Genomic DNA, 18709 nt, shown 5'->3' on the forward strand with positions numbered 1-18709 from the left:
AAGGAGTTTTCATGATGCGCTTCACGCAACCCATTCTTTCGGCTGCAATGTGCGCCACGCTTGGCGTCTTGTCGGCTTGCTCGTCTCAGCCACCTGCGCCGATCAATAATGCGGCGCCTAATGCCGCCGTTGCTCCCGTGGCGACACCGATCGCTCCTCAGCGGTCGACCGAAATCGCGCCAGTCTCGCTCGAGGCAGCCAACGCTGCCACCCAGACGACGCCACAGGCAGCTGGTGCAGCCACACCAGGAACTGGCGCGGCAGTTCTTGTGTCTGGTTCGCGGGGTAGCAACAATTTAAATCAGCTAGTGCTTGTGCAGGTTTGTCAGCCAGCGGCGTCGGGTGACCAATGTATTCTGGCCTTTGCCGATACGCGTGCCGGACAAGAGGCAAGTAGTCAGGTCACCGCGTATTTTCAGCGCACCAGCAGCCGGCCTGCGCCTAAGGTTGCGGTCGAAAGCACCTGCGCGCCAGGCTGGTTGGCGTCTGTTGTGTCTGAGCAAGGAACGGTTGAGGGCGGCGGCATCATGCAGGCTCAAGCTGCCGTGTGCGGCCATCCCTCGGCTGGCGCTGCACTCACTGCATTGCTCAATGCCTGTGACGGCCAAACACAAGGGGGATGCCGACAGTCCACGCGCGTCAAAATTTCTTGGGGGCGCTGGGATGGTACGCGCCCCCCAGGACGTGAAGTCGATATCGGGCGTCCTTTTGAAGCCGGCGCCTTTGCCGAAGGCCAGGCCTGCGACTCTGTCTTGCCGCTGCGCGAGTCCGGTCAGTGCGCGAGTATGTCAGCCGTGCAATTACGGCTAATTGGCTTGCCCTGATCCAGACTGACGGGCCAGGACACGACCGAGGTAATGGCCCGTATGACTTTCGCTTGTGGCGGCAATATGTTCAGGCGTACCTTGGGCCACGATTCTGCCGCCACCATCGCCGCCCTCCGGTCCCATATCGATCACCCAGTCTGCCGTCTTGATGACATCCAGATTATGTTCGATTACGACGATCGTATTGCCTGCCTCGACAAGCTGATTCAACACACCGAGCAACAACGCGATGTCGTGGAAATGCAACCCTGTCGTGGGTTCGTCCAGAATATATAGTGTGCGACCCGTGCTGCGTCGTGAGAGCTCAAGCGATAACTTGACGCGCTGCGCCTCACCGCCCGAAAGCGTCGTCGCACTTTGCCCCAGACGCAAATAAGACAGACCAACGTCCATCAGCGTTTGCAGCTTGCGCGCGATGGCTGGAACCGCCTCGAAATACGCAAGGGCCTGCTCCACTGTCAGGTCTAGAACCTCATGGATGTTGCGGCCACGATAGCGAATCTCGAGTGTCTCGCGGTTATAGCGTTTGCCCACGCACACGTCACAAGGCACATACATATCCGGTAGAAAATGCATTTCTACTTTCACGACGCCGTCGCCCTGACACGCTTCGCAGCGCCCGCCTTTCACGTTAAAGCTAAAGCGGCCCGGATCATAGCCACGCGAGCGTGATTCGGGCACACCCGCAAAGAGTTCGCGAATGGGTGTGAAGAGCCCTGTATAGGTCGCCGGGTTACTCCGTGGCGTACGACCGATCGGGCTTTGGTCAACACTGATGACTTTATCGAAATGTTCAAGCCCGGTCATCCCGTCATACGGTGCCGGTTCGCTTTGTGCGTGATGCAGCGCACGCGACATCACAATCGCGAGAGTATCGTTAATGAGCGTTGACTTGCCTGAGCCTGATACACCCGAAACGCACACAAACTTACCCGCTGGAATGCGTAGTTCAACCGCTTTAAGATTATTGCCGCGGCAGCCAGTGAGCGATAGCCAAGCTTGTTCTTCATCCATTGGACGACGCGATGGAATTGCAATTGCTTGCGCCCCACTCATATATTGCCCCGTGAGTGAAGCAGGATTTTCTTCAATTTGTTGCGGCGTGCCTTCGGCAACAATTTGTCCGCCGTGTGCGCCGGCGCCTGGACCCATATCGACGACCCAGTCTGCCTGGCGGATCATGTCTTCATCGTGCTCGACAACGATCACACTATTACCTAGATCGCGCAAGTGGTGTAGCGTCGCGATTAGCCGATCGTTATCGCGTTGATGCAAGCCTATCGAAGGCTCGTCCAGTACATACATGACACCGGTTAGACCCGAGCCAATCTGGCTTGCTAATCGGATGCGCTGCGCTTCGCCACCAGAAATGGTGTCGGCGCTGCGATCCAGCGAAAGGTAATTCAGACCCACGTTGTTCAGAAAACTCAGGCGCGCTTCGATTTCTCGCACGATACGTTGTGCGATTTCCTGGCGCGCTCCGGTGAGCTGCAACTGTTGAAACCATTTCAAGCACTGCGAAAGTGGCTGCGCTTCGACCTCATAGATCGCCAGACCGCGCTCTTGCCACGCACGGGCTGTAGCGCTGTCACCAAGACTTGTAGGTGGCGCAATATGTTCGTCCCCAATCCGCACATGACGCGCTTCGGGGCGCAGCCGCGAGCCGTGGCAAGCCGGGCAGGTTTGTACCGCGCGATACTTACCTAGCTCTTCTCGTACGGCAGACGAATCGGTTTCTTTCCAGCGGCGTTCTAAATTGGGGATCACACCCTCAAACGCATGACGCTTAACGGTGCTGCGGCCTTTTTCATTTAGATAAAAGAACGGGATTTCAACCTCACCCGAGCCGTGCAAAATAATTTTTTGCAGGTGGTCAGGCAGACTTTCCCAGGTAGCCTCAATATCAAATTCGTAATGCGTTGCCAGGCTCGACAACATCGAGAACGTAAACGCGTTGCGCTTATCCCAGCCGCGAATGGCACCCGAGCCCAGACTGAGTTCTGGGAACGCAACCACACGTTTCGGATCAAAAAAGCCCATATGACCCAAACCATCACAACTCGGACACGCACCCACCGGATTGTTAAAGCTGAAGAGTCTTGGTTCAAGCTCCGGCAGACTGTGGCTACACACTGGGCACGCATAACGGCTTGAGAATAAGTGCTCTTCGTTGGTATCCATGTCCAGCGCAATGACACGGCCCTGGGCAAGTGTGAGTGCCGTTTCAAAGCTTTCGGCCAGACGCTGCTTGCTTTCTGGTTTGATACGCAACCGATCAATCACCACGTCAATGTCGTGTTTCTCGTTTTTGTTGAGCTCCGGCATGCTGTCGAGGTCGACCATTTCGCCGTTGACGCGCACACGCACAAAACCTTGCGCTTGCAGGCTTGCACACTCATCATCAAAGCTGCCCTTGCGGGTACGCACCACCGGCGCAAGAATCGCCAGGCGTTTTTCGGCGGGCCAGGCCATCACACTGTCGACCATTTGGCTGACGTTCTGTGCCGCTAAAGGCAAACCGTGGTCTGGACAATAAGGTGTGCCGACGCGGGCGTACAGCAGGCGCAGATAGTCGTGGATTTCGGTAATGGTGCCGACCGTCGACCGCGGATTGTGGCCTGCGGCCTTTTGCTCGATGGAGATCGCGGGCGACAGACCCTCAATCAGATCCACATCAGGCTTGTCCATCAACTGCAAAAACTGGCGTGCGTACGCCGAGAGGCTTTCCACGTAGCGCCGCTGGCCCTCAGCGTAGAGCGTATCAAAGGCCAGAGACGATTTGCCCGACCCCGAAAGCCCGGTCACGACAACCAGCCGATGACGCGGCAGATCGAGCGACACGTTCTTTAAATTGTGGGTGCGGGCACCCCGGATGCGGATTTCGTCCATGACACGTTTTCAAAAGGTAACTTGGTACTATACCGTGCTGGCGTGAAACACGTATGCCAACCCTACAGAAACAATTCAAACCTTGATGCCTAAAACCCCTTCTTTGGCCCTGACTCCGACCGAACGGCGTGCCAGCTTTGCGCTGGCCGGGCTCTTTGCCGCCCGAATGCTGGGGCTGTTTTTGCTGTTACCTGTTTTTGCCGTTGCTGCGCAGTCGCTCGCGGGCGGCGATGATCCTGCTCGAGTTGGTTTGGCGCTCGGCATGTATGGGCTGACCCAGGCCTTTATGCAAATCCCGTTTGGGCTGGCTTCTGACCGCTGGGGGCGACGTCCGGTGGTGTTGTTCGGCCTCGTCTTGTTTGTGCTGGGCAGCGTGGTCTGTGCTTTGTCGACGGATATTTACTGGGTCACGCTGGGCCGGGCGATTCAAGGGTCGGGCGCAATTTCTGCGGCCGTGACTGCCTGGCTCGCCGATGTGACGCGCCCCGAAGTCCGTACGCGGGCCATGGCCATGGTCGGTGGTTCGATCGGATTATCTTTTGCACTCGCTTTGGTCCTCGCCCCCCTGATTGTTGGCTCGGCTGGCTTGGCAGGTCTGTTTTGGACTATCGCCTTGCTTGGGGTCGTCTGCCTAGCCGTTGCCCGCTTCATGATCCCACTCGCACCACCACAGCCTAAGCCTGCAAAGCCCGCTAAGCCTATGCAAGTGCTCACTAACACCGATTTATTGCGTTTGAACTTTGGTGTATTTTGTTTGCATTTGATCCAGGTGGCGCTCTTTGTAGCGGTGCCGCCGTTGTTCCTTAAACTCGGCGGACTGACAGCCGCCGAGCTCTGGAAAGTCTATTTGCCCGTGATTTTTGGCTCGTTCATTTTTATGGTCCCGGCCATTTTTGTCGCGGAAAAACGCCACGCCCACCGTGCCATGTTGCGCTTAGCGGTTGCCGGCTTGGTGCTAGCCTGTGCGTTTTTGGCGTGGGCCAGCCAAAGTTTTTATCTTCTGGCGTTTGGCCTGACAGCATTCTTTGTGATGTTTAATGTGCTCGAGGCGCTGCAACCCTCGCTTGTATCGCGCGTTGCACCACCTGAACTTAAAGGGTTGGCGTTGGGCTTCTACAACACCACCCAAGCGACCGGCCTGTTCTTGGGCGGCGCGTTAGGTGGCAGCCTGATCGTATGGGGTGGTGCCACCGCAGTGTTTTGGTCAGCCAGCGCCCTGGCTGCGGTTTGGCTTATTGTGACCTGGGGCTTAAAGCCTTTCGCCCCTCGGTCTTGACCGTCCTGCCCAGTCTTAATCGGCCTTGATTCCCGAGGCCTTAATCACACGCGCCCAGCGCTCGCTGTCTTTCACGAGAAACGCCCGGAACTCTTCAGGCGTGTCGCCGATAGGCGATGCCCCAAGATCTTTCATGCGCTTGATGATTTCGGGTTGTGCTAACGCCTTTTTGAGCGCAGCGTTTAACTGATCAACAATCGCTTTGGGTGTGCCTGCGGGGGCCAACATGCCGACCCAGGGGGCCGTTTGTTCAAAGTCAGGAAACCCCGAAGCATCCATCGTCGGTACACCTGGGAAATCAGGCATTGGCTTGGACGAGCCCACGGCAAGTACGCGCAGGCGCTTGTCTGCCACGTGACCCGCAATGCCAATCATCGGATAAAACATAAACGACACGCGACCGGCCATCACTTCGGTCAGCGCTGGCGCGTTGCCACGGAAGGGAACGTGCACCATTTTTGTATCTGTCATTGTGGCCATCAAGGCACCAGCTAGATGCGCCGAGCCGCCATTGCCGGCTGAGCCATAGCTCACCGCTTCAGGCTTGCTCTTGGCCGCGGCGATCAAGTCTTGCAATGTCTTGTAGGGTGCGTCGTAAGCAGTGACGACAACCAACGGCAGATTCGCGACGAGTGACACTGGCGCGAAGCTTCCCAGCGGTTCGTATTCTGCTTTCTCATTCAACAGCAAACGATTTACGTTGTGCGAGAGCGAAGCAAACAAAACCGTATAACCATCAGGCTTCGCCTTGGCGACCTCGCGCGTGGCAATCAGCGAGTTCGCACCTGTGCGGTTTTCCACGACAACCGACTGACCCATCGTCGCCGTCATGTGTTGCGCGAGGATGCGACCAATCACATCTGTCGGACCACCGGCCGCAAAGCCGATTAGCATCTTGATGGGTTGAGTGGGGTAAGTTGCTGATTGTGCCGATGCGGTCAACGGCAGCGCAGCGGTGAACGCTAAACAAGCGCTCAGAACGAGCTTTTTCATGTGTCTCTTCCAGAAAAAATATTGTGGCCCTAGCGTAACAGTCGCTACACCTTCCGACTATGCCGCCAAGGGAAAATACCGATCCGCCATGACTTGGCAACGCTTAATAAAGCGGTGCTCGTCCGGGCCATAATCTGCAATGGCGTTATGGATCGTTCCCATGTTGTCCCACATCAGCACATCCCCCGCCGTCCAGCGGTGCCGATAGCGAAACTGCGGCTGCAATTGATGCTCGAACAAGAAGTTCAGAATACGGTCGCTCTCTTCGGTGGGCAACTCGTTAATCTGCATCGAATAACCTGGGTTGGCGTAAAGAATCTTTTCGCCAGTAATTGGGTGCGTCAGAAAAACCGGATGCGATACAGGCGGTTTGGCTTTACGCTGCGCCTCGGTCAGCGGCGGGCGCGTGCAGCCTGGCTGCTTGCGCATGTTTTCCCAAAACTTGTTGAAGTCGTGCAAGATCGTCTTGCCTTCAAGCTTGATTTTCATTTCTTCTGGCAAGGCCAAATAGGCAGCGCGCATATTCGAAAACTCTGTGCCTCCCAAGGGCACACCATCGCGCTGCGGGATTTCCAGGCCGTAGAGCACATTCGTAAATGCAATCATCTTGCTATACGACATGTCGGTGTGCCAGTCTTGGCCGGCATCACCAAGCCCAATCGGCTTGCCATCGTCGGTTTTTTTGTTGGATAGGATCATGACTTCCGGGATCCCCGGCTCTTGATACATATTGGCAACATTGACCTCTAGCGTACCAAACGAACTGCTGAAATCTTTAAGCTGAAGTGCAGTCAAGTTCTGCTTTGGGAAACAAAGCACCCCAAATTTGCCCAAAAGGCCCTCGATCGCCTTGTAGTCGGCATGCGACAGGGGGTTTGACAAGTCAAACTGCTCAACGCGGGCGCCTAGCCCTTGTCCGCTGGGGGTAACTTGCATGGTGAGCGACCTCAATATGGCCTAAAGATGACGCAGTCTATCGGGTTGAACATGTTTTCGCTAGAATACAACCGTGAATTTACTGTTCTCAATTTAGAAACAATGCTTCGAAAGTCATGGACAAACTGCGTGCGATTGAAGTGTTTATAGAGGTCGCCCAAGGGCTGAGCTTCTCGGGGGCGGCGCAGCGCTTAGGCATGGCCAAGGGCAATGTCACCAAACATATCGCTTGGCTTGAGCAAACCATGGGTGCGCAATTGCTCACCCGCACCACCAAAAGCGTCAGTCTGACCGAGTCCGGCCTGTCGCTCCTGGAAAATGGACGCGAGCTGCTGGAACGCGCTGAGGGGGTTGAGGCTGCAGTTCGACAGTCTGTAAAAGAGACTAAAGGAGTGTTGCGCCTGGGGGCGCCCCCCTCGTTTGGCGCTTTTCACCTCATACCCATCATCACCGCCTTTTCCTCCACCCATCCGGACATCCAGGTGGTGCTTTATCTTGACGATGGGCGCAGTGACTTGGTGTCCGAGGGGCTGGACATGTCCGTGCGCATTGCGTCTAGCCTGAAAGACACCTCGCACGTCGCGCATCGTTTGGCGGTGGTGCCCCAGCTGCTCGTGGCCTCGCCAGAGTACCTGGCCCGCCGCGGTACACCGAAGGCGGTCGCCGATCTCGCCGGACACGATTGCATGGTGCACGCATTAAAGTCACCCACCAACATCTGGACTTTTCTCAACGAAAGCGAAGGCAAGACCAGCGTGCGCGTGCGCGGCACGATTCGTGCGAACTTTGGTGAGCCGCTGCGCCACGCAGCCCTGCTCGGACACGGAATCTCCATGCATCCCACCTATATGGTGTTGCAGGATATTCACGCGGGGCGCCTGGTCAGCGTGATGCCCGAGTACAAGCCAATTGGCGTCGATATTTATGCGGTATTCCCAAGCCGGAAGAATTTGCCCCTTAAGGTGCGCACTTTTCTGGATTTTTTACGACAATGGTTCTCGGCAGCGGATTGGCACGCCTTTCAAAACGTACCGTAAACTGTCTCAATTGCGTAGTTTTGCGGCTGGCGTTGGTTTGCTAGTTCGGCCATGATGGCATTTAGTACGAGCCCGATAGGGCATTGATGAATAGCGCAGTTTTTTTTATATACGGAGATCGGCATGGCCTCGGTCAATAAAGTGATTTTGGTTGGTAATCTTGGACGCGACCCCGAGGTCCGTTACAGCCCAGATGGTGCGGCCATTTGTAACGTGTCGATTGCGACTACCAGCAACTGGAAAGATAAAACCTCGGGCGAGCGCCGCGAAGAAACCGAATGGCATCGCGTGGTGTTCTACAACCGTCTCGCTGAGATCGCCGGCGAATACTTGCGCAAAGGTCGCCCTGTCTATGTTGAAGGTCGACTCAAAACACGCAAGTGGCAGAACAAAGAAGGCGTCGATCAGTACACGACCGAAGTCATCGCAGACCAAATGCAAATGCTGGGTGGGCGTGATGGTGCCGAGGGTGGTTCGATGGGTGGTGGCGAAGGTGCGCCACGTCCAGCAGCTCGCGCCCCCCAAGCGCAGCGTCCAGCCGCTCCTGCAGCCGGCGGCGCCAATCTGGCTGATATGGATGACGACATTCCGTTTTAAATCCAGCTAACTCAAGCTGCGCGCGCTGTCATGCTTGCTTACAAAATAGTGAGCCGAACAGCGCGCAAAACTCTCCTCGTTTCGTTGCGCTCGGCGCAAGACTTCCGTACCATCACGGTATGGAAAAACGCATCACCACCCTTGAAGTTCTCGTGGATCAAAACACGAAATCCATTGATCGGCTCGATCGTTCGGTCGCGGAGTTACGCACCGACGTTGATCGTAAGTTTATGTGGATGATCGGAATTCAGCTCACGGGCCTCGCAGCGATGATGACTGCGATCGCAAGGCTTGCCAAAGTGTTTTAACCGCAGTGCACACATGTAATACTGTGATCAAAATAGAAAGTGCATAACAATTAAACAAACAAAGGGACATCATGGATTTAGGAATTCGCGGTAGACAGGCAATCGTTTGCGCTTCGAGTAAAGGCCTTGGTTTAGCCTGTGCACAGCAACTCGCGCGCGAGGGTGTCAATGTTCTGATGCTTGCGCGCGGTGCCGAGGCTCTCGAAGCGGCTGCCCAAGCCATCCGTGCCGAGACCGGCGTGAACGTCAGCACCATTGCTACCGACATCACGACGCCAGAGGGCCGTGCAAAAGTGTTGGAGCTCTGCCCAAATCCCGATATTTTGGTGACCAATGCAGGTGGCCCCAAGCCGGGTGATTTTCGTGACTGGAGTCGTGATGATTGGGTCGCCGCCGTTGATGCCAACATGATCACACCGATCGAACTGATTCGCGCCACCGTAGACGGCATGATCGAGCGTAAGTTTGGCCGCATCGTTAACATCACTTCCGCGTCAGTTAAGCAACCGATTGAGTCGCTTGGCCTGTCAAACGGTGCACGCGCAGGCCTCACCGGTTTTGTATCGGGCCTTGCGCGTCAAATCGTGTCGCACAACGTTACGATTAACAACCTCTTGCCGGGTCCGTTCGCGACCGATCGTCTTACTCAGAATGCGGTCGTGCGTGCAAAAGCGAGTGGCCAGACGGTTGAGCAAATTCAAAACGCACGCAAAGCGACTGTCCCTGCGCGTCGTTTCGGTGAGCCCGCTGAGTTTGGTCAAGCCTGTGCTTTTTTGTGCAGTGCTGGCGCAGGTTTTATGACCGGACAAAATTTGGTGCTAGATGGCGGCACGTATCCGGGTACGCTCTAAGCCTATAAGGTCAATCAAGCGCTAAAAAAGGCTACGATTCAGCCACATAAAGATTCAGCCAAACACTTTTTTCAGGTGCATGCACATGTCACAAGACAATAACAAGAAAGGCCACTCGGTTAACCCAGCAGCAAGTGAAGACGGCATATCGAAGGGCTTAGCGAATTATGGTGATCGCGGGTTTTCGTTGTTTTTGCGTAAGGCCTTTATTAAAGGTGCGGGTTACACAGATTCGGCACTCGAGCGTCCCGTCATTGGCATCACCAACACCGGAAGCTCCTACAACCCCTGCCACGGCAATGCCCCTCAACTGATTGAAGCTGTTAAACGCGGCATTATGTTGGCCGGCGGCTTGCCCATGGACTTCCCGACGATTTCAATCCACGAAAGTTTTTCGCAGCCTACCAGCATGTTCCTGCGTAACTTAATGTCGATGGATACGGAGGAACTACTACGCGCCCAGCCCATGGATGCCGTTGTATTGATTGGTGGCTGCGACAAGACGGTTCCCGCTCAGTTGATGGGTGCGGCCTCAGCAGGGTTGCCTGCTGTGCAGTTAATTACCGGTTCAATGTTGACAGGCTCGTATCGCAGCGAGCGTGTTGGTGCCTGTACGGACTGTCGTCGCTATTGGGGCAAGTTCCGTGCCGAAGAGATCGGCGCTGAAGAAATCGCCGAGGTCAACAGCCAGCTCGTGGCAAGTGTAGGCACCTGTTCGGTCATGGGTACTGCGAGCACTATGGCCTGTATTGCTGAGGCGCTTGGTATGACGGTGCCTGGTGGTGCTTCGCCACCGGCCGTGACCGCAGATCGTATTCGCGTAGCCGAGCAAAGCGGCACAATCGCGGTCGAAATCGCGCGTAAGCGTTTAACCATCGACAAAGTGCTCACTGAGAAGGCCTTTGAAAACGCGATGCGCGTTTTGTTGGCAATTGGCGGTTCAACGAACGCTATCGTGCACTTAACTGCGATTGCAGGCCGTATGGGCTTTGAGATGGATCTCAAAGCACTTGATCGCATGGGCCGGGAAACCCCCGTGCTGCTTGATTTGAAGCCCTCGGGTCAGCACTACATGGAAGACTTCCACCACGCGGGTGGCATGGCTACGTTGCTGCGTGAACTCAAGCCTTTGTTGCACCTCGATGCGTTGACAGTCACTGGCCGCACGCTCGGCGAAGAGATTGAGGCAGCGGGTCCTGGTTTTAAACAAGACGTGGTCAGAACAGCCAAGAACCCCATCTATCCTCAAGGTGGCATCGCTGTTTTGCAGGGTAATCTTGCTCCAGGCGGCGCCATCATCAAGCAGTCTGCCGCACACCCCAAGTTGATGGAGCATGAGGGCCGCGCAGTTGTCTTTGAGAACCTTGAGGACATGGCAAACCGAATCGACACGCCGGACTTAGATGTCACGGCCGACGACATTCTTGTGCTTAAGCACATTGGTCCGAAAGGCGCCACGATGCCCGAAGCAGGCTATATGCCGATTCCAAAGAAGTTAGCGATCGCCGGCGTCAAGGACATCGTCCGGATTTCAGATGGGCGCATGAGTGGCACTGCGTTTGGCACCATCGTCTTGCACGTGACGCCTGAGTCTGCCATCGGTGGGCCCTTGGCGTATGTGCAAAGCGGTGACCGGATTCGCTTGAGCGTTGAAAAGCGCGAGCTTTCTTTGTTGGTCAGTGATGAAGAGCTTGCACGTCGCCGTGCCGCCAAGCCCGTCGTCGTACCAACCGCTTCGCGCGGCTATCGCAAGCTGTTTTTACAGAGCGTGACGCAAGCCGATCAAGGTGTGGACTTTGATTTCTTGATGCCCCCCATGACCACCAAGATCCCGAAGACTTAGTTACTCCGTGACCTCGATCACTGCATCGACTGCGTAAGCGCCTTGCCCTTCAGGCATGGCGAGCACGGGGTTGAGGTCGATGGATTGCAGGCGTGGACCTGCAGCAACGGCAAAGGCAGACAAGCGCGACAGCATCTCAGCCAACGCTTTGATGTCGGCCTTGGGTCGGCCTCGCGCTCCCTCCAGTAACGGCGCACCCTTGATGGAGCGAATCATTTGCTCGGCCACATCGGTTCCGAAAGGGCAGCGATGTAACACCACGTCTTGCAGGATCTCGACAAAGATCCCACCGAGCCCAAACATCGCGACAGGGCCGAACACCGGGTCCTGGTGAATACCCAAAATGCATTCGACACCACCTTTGAGTTGCTTGGCGACAAGCACGCCGTCGAGACGTGCTTGAGGCGCCGCCGTTTTTCCTCGCTGCATCAATAAATTAAAGCCAGCACGCACGCCATCTGCGTCGACGATATCGAGCAATACGCCACCGATTTCTGACTTGTGCAAAATATCGGGCGAGACGATTTTCATCACAACGGGGAAGCCTATTTTCTCTGCGGCACGCACTGCCGCATCGATCGTGGTGCAAACCTCTTCTGGTGCAGAAGCAATCCCTGCAGAGGCGAGTAATTGCTTTGCCGCTGCTTCACTTGGATTGCTAGCGGGCAGTTGCACGGGTCCAACGATCGGTGCAGGTAGCCCAGCAGGCTTGGCAAACGCGCGACCAAACTGTCCCATCGCTTCAATTGCGACCACGGCGCGTGATGGGTCCTCAAACACTGCGAAGCCATCTTCCTCGTACTGTCTGATTAAGTCCCGTGAGGCCATCAGCGACAGTGCAAAAATACAATCAGGATGTTTATTGCGAGCGATCTTTAGTTGTTCGCGCAGGCGCGGCGCAATGCTGGCCACACCCCCGGTGTAGGTAAAGAAACCGAGGATCGAGGTGTACTTGCCCTCTGCGATCAGCGCGTCGGTAAAGGTACTAATGAGTGACATCTCGTTCAGATATTGCGCGGTCACATCCACGGGGTTGCGTGGTGCGGCAAACGGCAATAGTTTGAGCAAGCGCTCTTGCGAGGCCTGTGGCATCGCGGGCATAGGCAGCCCTACCGCATCGGCCGCGTCCGAGATGATCACACCGGCGCCGCCGCTCACGGTAATCACGCCAAGTGTATTGTTCGCTGGGTAGACACCGCGTGTGGCTAAGCGTGCGATATCTAGCATTTGTTCGGTGGTCTGTACGCGCACTACACCAAGTTCTTTCAGCACCGCATCGGTAACGCGGTCGTCACCAGCGATCGAGGCTGTATGGGACTGTGCCGCGGCGCTACCCACCGCACTGCGCCCGACCTTCATCATCAGCACGGGCTTGCGTGCGCGGCGTGCAGCCTCAAGGCCCGCCACCAGGCCTGCGGCTTCTTTGATGCCTTCTGAATACAACATGATGACTTTCGTATCTGGGTCATCCACTACCATTTGCAACATATCGCCAACCGTGAGGTCTGCTTCGTTGCCGGTCAGAATCACCGCAGACAGACCGATATCGTTGGCAGTAGCCACCGCCATCAAGTGTGCGCCATAAGCCCCCGACTGACTGATAATCGCAACACCACCTGCTTTCGGAAACGCCAGCTCACAGCCTGTCGCAAACGTCCCATAAAAATGTTTGCAAGGATTAATCAGCCCAAGCGAGTTCGGTCCGATCAGTCGCATGCCGTGCGCATGTGCCGCCTCGACAAGCTTGGCTTGGGCGGCCGCACCTTCTGGTCCGATCTCGGCAAAGCCAGAGGTGAACAAGATGGCAGCGGCGCAGCCGCGTTCGGCAAGCGCAGTCACAGACTCAAGCGCAGCACTGGCCGGCACAATGACAATTGCGACATCAGGTGTTTCGGGTAGAGCTGCGACGCTCGGGTAGGCAGTGAGCCCTTGCACCGTTGCACGATTTGGGTTGACCGGAAAAATCTTGCCGGCGTAGCCCTGGCTGCGCATGTACGAGATCGGCCTACCCCCGATGCGGGATGGATCATCAGAGGCGCCAATGACCGCGACTGAATTAGGGTTAAGTAATTTGGCGATGCGGGACCGGTCGCTCGGGCGTGCGCGTGTCGTAGAAGTGGGTGAGGCGGCTGCGGTGCTTTTAGCGGTGCTCATAATTTGCTTGTCTGCTGATATGTAGTGGTTGTTTTTCCAATATTACAGCTACACTGAATCATCTCGCTTTGCCCCCTCACTGGAGACCTGCCATGAATAAACCTAGCCCAGAATTCGATAGCCTGTTGCCACCTTTGACACTGAACCGCCGGGGCTTTTTGGCGACCTCGCTCATGAGCGGCTTCACGCTCGCTGCCGGTCCCGTCATGGCGCAGACCGTCATTACGACTGACACGAACGGACTGACTGCGGGCGAAGTCAAAATCCCTGTTGCTGATGGCACCATCCCCGCTTACCGTGCAGCCCCTGCTGGCAAGACCAACCTTGGCACCATTCTGGTTGTTCAAGAAATCTTCGGTGTGCATGAGCACATCAAAGATGTTTGCCGACGTTTTGCAAAACTGGGCTACCTTGCGATCGCGCCTGAGATGTACGCGCGCCAGGGTGACCCCTCCAAGTTCACCGAGAACGCCAAGATTTTTTCGGAGATCGTCAATAAAGTGCCTGACGCACAAGTCATGAGCGATCTGGATGCAACTGCTAAGTGGGCCGCTGCAAATGGTGGTGATCCCAAGCGCCTCGCGATCACCGGCTTCTGCTGGGGTGGTCGTATCGTATGGCTGTACTCCGCACACAATCCAAACCTGAAAGCAGGCGTGGCTTGGTACGGCCGCTTAGTAGGCGATAAAGATGCTTTGCGTACCTCGCAACCGGTCGACATCGCGGGTCAGATGAAAGCCCCCGTGCTTGGTTTGTATGGTGGTAAAGACACTGGCATTCCTGTCGCAACGGTTGACCAGATGAAGACTGCGCTTACAAGCGGTTCAGCGGCAGCCAAAGCATCGAGCTTCATCGTCTACCCAGAAGCGCCACACGCCTTCCACGCTGACTATCGTCCTAGCTATCGCGCGACTGAAGCGAAAGAAGCCTGGGATAAAGCGCAGGCCTGGTTTAAAAAATATCTTTAATTGATCAAGGAGTAGCAACATGAGTGCAATTACCCGCATTGATTCCAACGAGCGGTTGAGCCGTGTCGTGATTCATGGTGAGACCGTCTATGTCGCTGGAATCACCTCAAGCGTCAAAGGCGACATCGTGGCCCAGACGCGCGACGTCTTCGCAAAAATCGATGGTCACCTAGCCAGCGCTGGTACAGATAAGCACCATTTGCTGACTGTACAGATTTGGTTAAAGGACATCACCAAAGACTTTGCAGGCATGAACTCTGTTTGGGCCGAGTGGGCACCTAAGAACGCACTGCCCACACGCGCAACAGGCGAAGTCAAGCTGGCAGCGCCTGACCTGTTGGTTGAGGTCATTGTCTCGGCTGCTAAAAAATAGTCTGAAGTATTTTTTCCTCAGAGCCCGGAGTCGTTTTGGTAACAGTTGCTGTCATTGGGGCCGGGCCTGCAGGATTGATGGCTGCAGAAGTATTGGCAGAACAAGGCTTGAAGGTTCAGGTCTATGAAGCCAAGCCTTCTGCGGGACGCAAGTTTTTAATGGCAGGTCGCGGTGGGTTGAACATCACCCACTCCGAACCCGCCGATTTATTTGTATCGCGCTATGCCGAGCGCGCACCGCAGATGTCTGCCTTGTTAGCCTCATTCGATGCGGCTGCGTTGCGTGCCTGGGTGCACGCACTAAATATCGACACCTTTGTCGGCAGCTCTGGCCGTGTTTTTCCGGCCGAGATGAAAGCCGCGCCTTTGTTACGTGCTTGGATGCATCGCTTACGTGGTCAAGGCGTACAGTTCTTGATGCGACATCGCTGGCTCGGTTGGAATGCGGAGCGCGCACTGCGCTTTGAAACACCTAAAGGTGAAGTCACGAGCACACCGGATGCGACGATTCTTGCGTTGGGTGGTGGCAGCTGGGCCAAGCTCGGTTCGGACGGGGCGTGGTGGCCCTGGCTAGAAGAACAGGGCGTGGCACTTGCTCCACTGCTGCCGAGTAACGGCGGCTTCGAAACCAACTGGTCGCAACACTTTATCGACAAGTGTGCAGGTCAGCCACTTAAGACCGCAACGTTTTGGACGGATGGGGGGCACGCTGCAGCGCTGCGTGGTGAATGCATGGTCACCGAGCATGGCCTCGAAGGAGGCGCCATCTATGCATTGTCGGCCGCGCTACGCACACAGATTTTGCAGTGCGGAGCAGCGACCTTATATGTTGATCTTTTGCCGGATCACAGCCCAGAGAAAGTGCTGGAAGAAGTCGCGCACGGTCGCGGCACGCGCTCGATGTCATCCCACTTGCGCTCACGCTTAGGTATTCAAGGCGTGAAGGCGACGCTGCTGCGTGAATGCTTACCCACTGAAGCGTTCGATCGTCCCTCTGCCCTGGCCGCAGGGATAAAAGCCCTGCCCATCACCTTGCAGGCGTGCCGTCCAATAGACGAAGCGATCAGCACTGCTGGTGGTGTGATGTTTGAAGGCTTGACGGCGGGCTTGATGCTGCGCGAGCACCCCGGTATATTCGTCGCAGGCGAGATGCTCGACTGGGAAGCCCCAACGGGCGGGTACTTGCTCAATGGCGTTTTGGCGAGCGGCCGGATGGCCGGCTTAAGTGTTGTGACTTGGTTAAACCAACGTACCAGGAGCAAATCTGATGAGCATGTTAAGTCCTGAAGAACTTGCAGCATTGATGCCGGCGGAGTCGTCCATTTACCCCGCACCGATTCCCGTTCAAGCTGTGTCGAGCGATGAGTTTTCTCCAGCGCCACAGACACTCAAACAAAAAGAATATGAATTGCGCGTCAAACAAATTGGCGCAGAGCTGTCCAAGCATCAAGGCCTCACACGCAGAAAGTTTTTTAAGACAGCCTCGGGAATGGCTGCAGCATTTCTCGCGATGAACGAAACCTATGGTCCGATTTTTGGTGTGTCTCAAGCCGAAGCGGCGACCCCAGAGATGGCGGCAGAGCGTGCGCGTGGGCTATCCGGGCAGTTCATTATGGATATGCACACCCACTTCTTGCGCGACGACACCAGCCTTGCAGGTTTTGTGCGTAGCCGTGAAGCAGTCGGTAAGGCGGGATGGAACCCTGCCCTGGTTGGCAAGCCGCAAACACTTGAAGATTTAAAGTTCGCAAATTATCTGAAAGAAATTTATCTTGATAGTGATACCAAGATTGCCTGCATTAGCGGTGCGCCATCCGAGAAGCCAGGCGATTGGTTTTTGACCAACGATATGAAAGCCAACGCTCGCGCGACGATCAATGGGATTGCTGGCGCCAAGCGCGCCTATGCGCATGCGATCTTCACACCCGGGTATGCGGGATGGCTTGAGGAAATTGATCGTGCGATCGAGGTCTTAAAGCCCGACTCCTTCAAGGGCTACACCATCGGCGACAACACGCATAAAGATCTGTCGAAGCACCCTTGGCTACTCGATGATGAAAAGTTGGTGTATCCCGCGTATGAGAAGTTTGCCAAAGCGGGTTTAAAAAACGTTTGTATTCACAAAGGCTTGTTTCCGCCCTCTGTTGAGAAACAGTTTCCGCATTTGCTGCGCAATTCTAAAGTAGATGATGTGGCGAAGGCGGCCAAAGACTGGCCGCAGCTTAATTTCATCATCTATCACGGTGGCTATCGCTATGGTGGCGGTAACGGTGCTGCAAACGCGTGGGAGCAGTTTGAAAAAACAGGCCGCATCGACTGGGTGACCGATCTCGCTGAAATCCCTGCGAAACACGGTGTGACGAATGTCTATGCCGACGTTGGACAGCTCTTCGCACAGTCGACCATTGCAGACCCACGTGTGTCGGCCGTCATGATGGGACAACTCGTGGCCGGGCTCGGTGCCGATCACGTGTGTTGGGGCACAGATGCCATTTGGACCGGAGCACCACAGTGGCAAATTGAAGCCTTGCGTCGCATTGAGATCCCCGAAGAGCTGCAAAAGCGTTACGGCCTAAAGCCACTCGGTCCTGCGGATGGCCCTATCAAGAGTGCAATTTTTGGTGAAAACAATGCGCGGCTGTATGGCGTCACTGCCGCACAGCGCGCCGCTGTGACAGGCGACAAAATTGCGAGCGGCAAAGCGATTTATGACAAGCACGGTGAAGGCCGGACCAACATGGCCTACGGGTACGTTAATTCCCGTCTTCCATCGTCAGCAGCGTAGGCTGAATCTGCTCGATGGCTTTGGTGATGCATGAGATCGCCAGATCGCTGCGACCCTTGTCCATGCGCTGGCTTAGCGTGGCCACACTGATGGCGGCAACGGGGTGGTTGTTCTTGTCGAAGATTGGAAATGCAATTGTGCGCACACCTGGCAGCTCGACTGCATCGCTTATGACAAACCCACGCGCTCGCGCGCGAGCAATGATTTTGCGTACTTCCGCTTCTGAGTAGTTTGGGAACTTTTCCGCGCAGCGTTCTTTGTTGATGCTCAGGATGCGTTCGATCTCGTTGTCGTCCAGAAAGCTCAGAATCGCTAGTGCACCGCCGCCAATATTCAGCGGCCGTCGGCGACCCACCTCGAGAACAAATACTTTGATGGGGAAGGCGCCTTCAGCCCGATCAATACAGACTCCATCAAAGCCTGCACGAGTGGTCAGAAAAACGGTGTCGCCTGTCGCTTGCGCAATCTGTTGCAGGTGTGCGTGGCACAAGTCGCGCATATTGGTTCGCGGGCTTGCCGCGAGACCCATCTCGTAGATCATGCTGCCCAGAAAATAGCGCTTGCTGGTTTCGTCTTGACGGATGAGGCCTTCAGACACGAGTCCCTGCAAAATCCGGTGCGCTGTTGGGCGCTCGATATTGACTTCTGTACACAAGTCGATCAGACGGGCGCCGAGGCGATTGCGTGCCGATACGCTGCGCAATAGGGCGGCGACCCGTTGAACAACTTGCGTGCCAGATTTGATGGCAGCGGTAGGGGCAGTCATTGAAGGGTTCATAATATGGACTAATGGTAGTCCATATTATGGCCTTCTAAACACAAACTGTCCAACCCTTATTCTGTTGCTGTCAACGCGCCTTTGCTTAAGGCGCT

The 18709-nt window shown here is 55.7% G+C and carries 16 protein-coding genes; 11 read left to right on the forward strand and 5 right to left on the reverse strand.

Translation table 11 applies throughout. The features are described 5' to 3' along the window. The first annotated feature begins 11 nt into the window (after positions 1-11). Complete coding sequence (locus KZZ10_RS05190; RefSeq protein ID WP_259660428.1) at positions 12-824, forward strand: hypothetical protein; 813 nt, start codon at positions 12-14, stop codon at positions 822-824. Here the strand turns inward: KZZ10_RS05190 and uvrA are convergent. Further along, positions 807-3716 (reverse strand): excinuclease ABC subunit UvrA, encoded by a 2910-nt coding sequence (gene uvrA, locus KZZ10_RS05195; RefSeq protein WP_259660429.1) that lies wholly within the window; start codon positions 3714-3716, stop codon positions 807-809. The genes KZZ10_RS05190 and uvrA overlap by 18 nt on opposite strands. A gap of 85 nt (positions 3717-3801) precedes the next feature. Here uvrA and KZZ10_RS05200 point away from each other — a divergent pair, with 85 nt between their 5' ends. Beyond that, the gene (locus KZZ10_RS05200) at positions 3802-4992 is read left to right on the forward strand and encodes an MFS transporter (protein ID WP_259660430.1); all 1191 of its coding nucleotides are present in this window, start codon (positions 3802-3804) and stop codon (positions 4990-4992) included. 15 nt (positions 4993-5007) lie between these two features. On the opposite strand, the gene KZZ10_RS05205 is transcribed toward KZZ10_RS05200, so the two are convergent. Continuing rightward, positions 5008-5985 carry a Bug family tripartite tricarboxylate transporter substrate binding protein gene (locus KZZ10_RS05205; protein WP_259660431.1) on the reverse strand — a complete coding sequence of 326 codons (978 nt, stop codon included), beginning with the start codon at positions 5983-5985 and terminating at the stop codon, positions 5008-5010. A 57-nt stretch (positions 5986-6042) separates the two neighbouring features. After that, the gene (locus KZZ10_RS05210; protein WP_259660432.1) at positions 6043-6921 is read right to left on the reverse strand and encodes a TauD/TfdA dioxygenase family protein; all 879 of its coding nucleotides are present in this window, start codon (positions 6919-6921) and stop codon (positions 6043-6045) included. 116 nt (positions 6922-7037) lie between these two features. Between KZZ10_RS05210 and KZZ10_RS05215 the strand changes: the two genes are divergently transcribed. The 5 genes from KZZ10_RS05215 (at position 7038) to KZZ10_RS05235 (ending at position 11557) form a co-directional block, all read left to right on the forward strand. Further along, positions 7038-7958: a LysR family transcriptional regulator gene (locus tag KZZ10_RS05215; RefSeq protein ID WP_259660433.1), complete on the forward strand. Its 921-nt coding sequence runs from the start codon at positions 7038-7040 to the stop codon at positions 7956-7958. Positions 7959-8081: 123 nt separating this feature from the next. Further along, positions 8082-8555 carry a single-stranded DNA-binding protein gene (gene ssb / locus KZZ10_RS05220; protein ID WP_259660434.1) on the forward strand — a complete coding sequence of 158 codons (474 nt, stop codon included), beginning with the start codon at positions 8082-8084 and terminating at the stop codon, positions 8553-8555. A 119-nt stretch (positions 8556-8674) separates the two neighbouring features. Then, on the forward strand, positions 8675-8863 hold the full coding sequence (locus tag KZZ10_RS05225; RefSeq protein ID WP_259660435.1) for a hypothetical protein: 189 nt from the start codon (positions 8675-8677) through the stop codon (positions 8861-8863). 71 nt (positions 8864-8934) lie between these two features. Next, complete coding sequence (locus KZZ10_RS05230; protein WP_259660436.1) at positions 8935-9714, forward strand: SDR family oxidoreductase; 780 nt, start codon at positions 8935-8937, stop codon at positions 9712-9714. Positions 9715-9799: 85 nt separating this feature from the next. After that, positions 9800-11557 (forward strand): IlvD/Edd family dehydratase, encoded by a 1758-nt coding sequence (locus KZZ10_RS05235; RefSeq protein WP_259660437.1) that lies wholly within the window; start codon positions 9800-9802, stop codon positions 11555-11557. Here KZZ10_RS05235 and KZZ10_RS05240 read toward each other — a convergent pair whose 3' ends face one another. Next, positions 11558-13711 carry an acetate--CoA ligase family protein gene (locus tag KZZ10_RS05240; RefSeq protein WP_259660438.1) on the reverse strand — a complete coding sequence of 718 codons (2154 nt, stop codon included), beginning with the start codon at positions 13709-13711 and terminating at the stop codon, positions 11558-11560. 92 nt (positions 13712-13803) lie between these two features. Between KZZ10_RS05240 and KZZ10_RS05245 the strand changes: the two genes are divergently transcribed. The 4 genes from KZZ10_RS05245 to KZZ10_RS05260 are packed head-to-tail and all read left to right on the forward strand — an operon-like array spanning position 13804 to position 17836. Continuing rightward, the gene (locus tag KZZ10_RS05245; RefSeq protein ID WP_259660439.1) at positions 13804-14679 is read left to right on the forward strand and encodes a dienelactone hydrolase family protein; all 876 of its coding nucleotides are present in this window, start codon (positions 13804-13806) and stop codon (positions 14677-14679) included. A gap of 19 nt (positions 14680-14698) precedes the next feature. After that, complete coding sequence (locus KZZ10_RS05250) at positions 14699-15052, forward strand: RidA family protein (protein WP_259660440.1); 354 nt, start codon at positions 14699-14701, stop codon at positions 15050-15052. Between the two features lie 35 nt (positions 15053-15087). Beyond that, positions 15088-16338: a TIGR03862 family flavoprotein gene (locus KZZ10_RS05255; protein WP_259660441.1), complete on the forward strand. Its 1251-nt coding sequence runs from the start codon at positions 15088-15090 to the stop codon at positions 16336-16338. Next, the gene (locus tag KZZ10_RS05260; RefSeq protein WP_259660442.1) at positions 16319-17836 is read left to right on the forward strand and encodes an amidohydrolase family protein; all 1518 of its coding nucleotides are present in this window, start codon (positions 16319-16321) and stop codon (positions 17834-17836) included. The genes KZZ10_RS05255 and KZZ10_RS05260 overlap by 20 nt, the downstream gene beginning before the upstream one ends. Here KZZ10_RS05260 and KZZ10_RS05265 read toward each other — a convergent pair. Next, the gene (locus KZZ10_RS05265; RefSeq protein WP_259660443.1) at positions 17805-18602 is read right to left on the reverse strand and encodes an IclR family transcriptional regulator; all 798 of its coding nucleotides are present in this window, start codon (positions 18600-18602) and stop codon (positions 17805-17807) included. The genes KZZ10_RS05260 and KZZ10_RS05265 overlap by 32 nt on opposite strands. Between the last annotated feature and the right edge of the window lie 107 nt (positions 18603-18709).

This window comes from Zwartia hollandica, from assembly GCF_019923725.1.
In the GTDB taxonomy this organism is placed as follows: domain Bacteria; phylum Pseudomonadota; class Gammaproteobacteria; order Burkholderiales; family Burkholderiaceae_B; genus Zwartia; species Zwartia hollandica.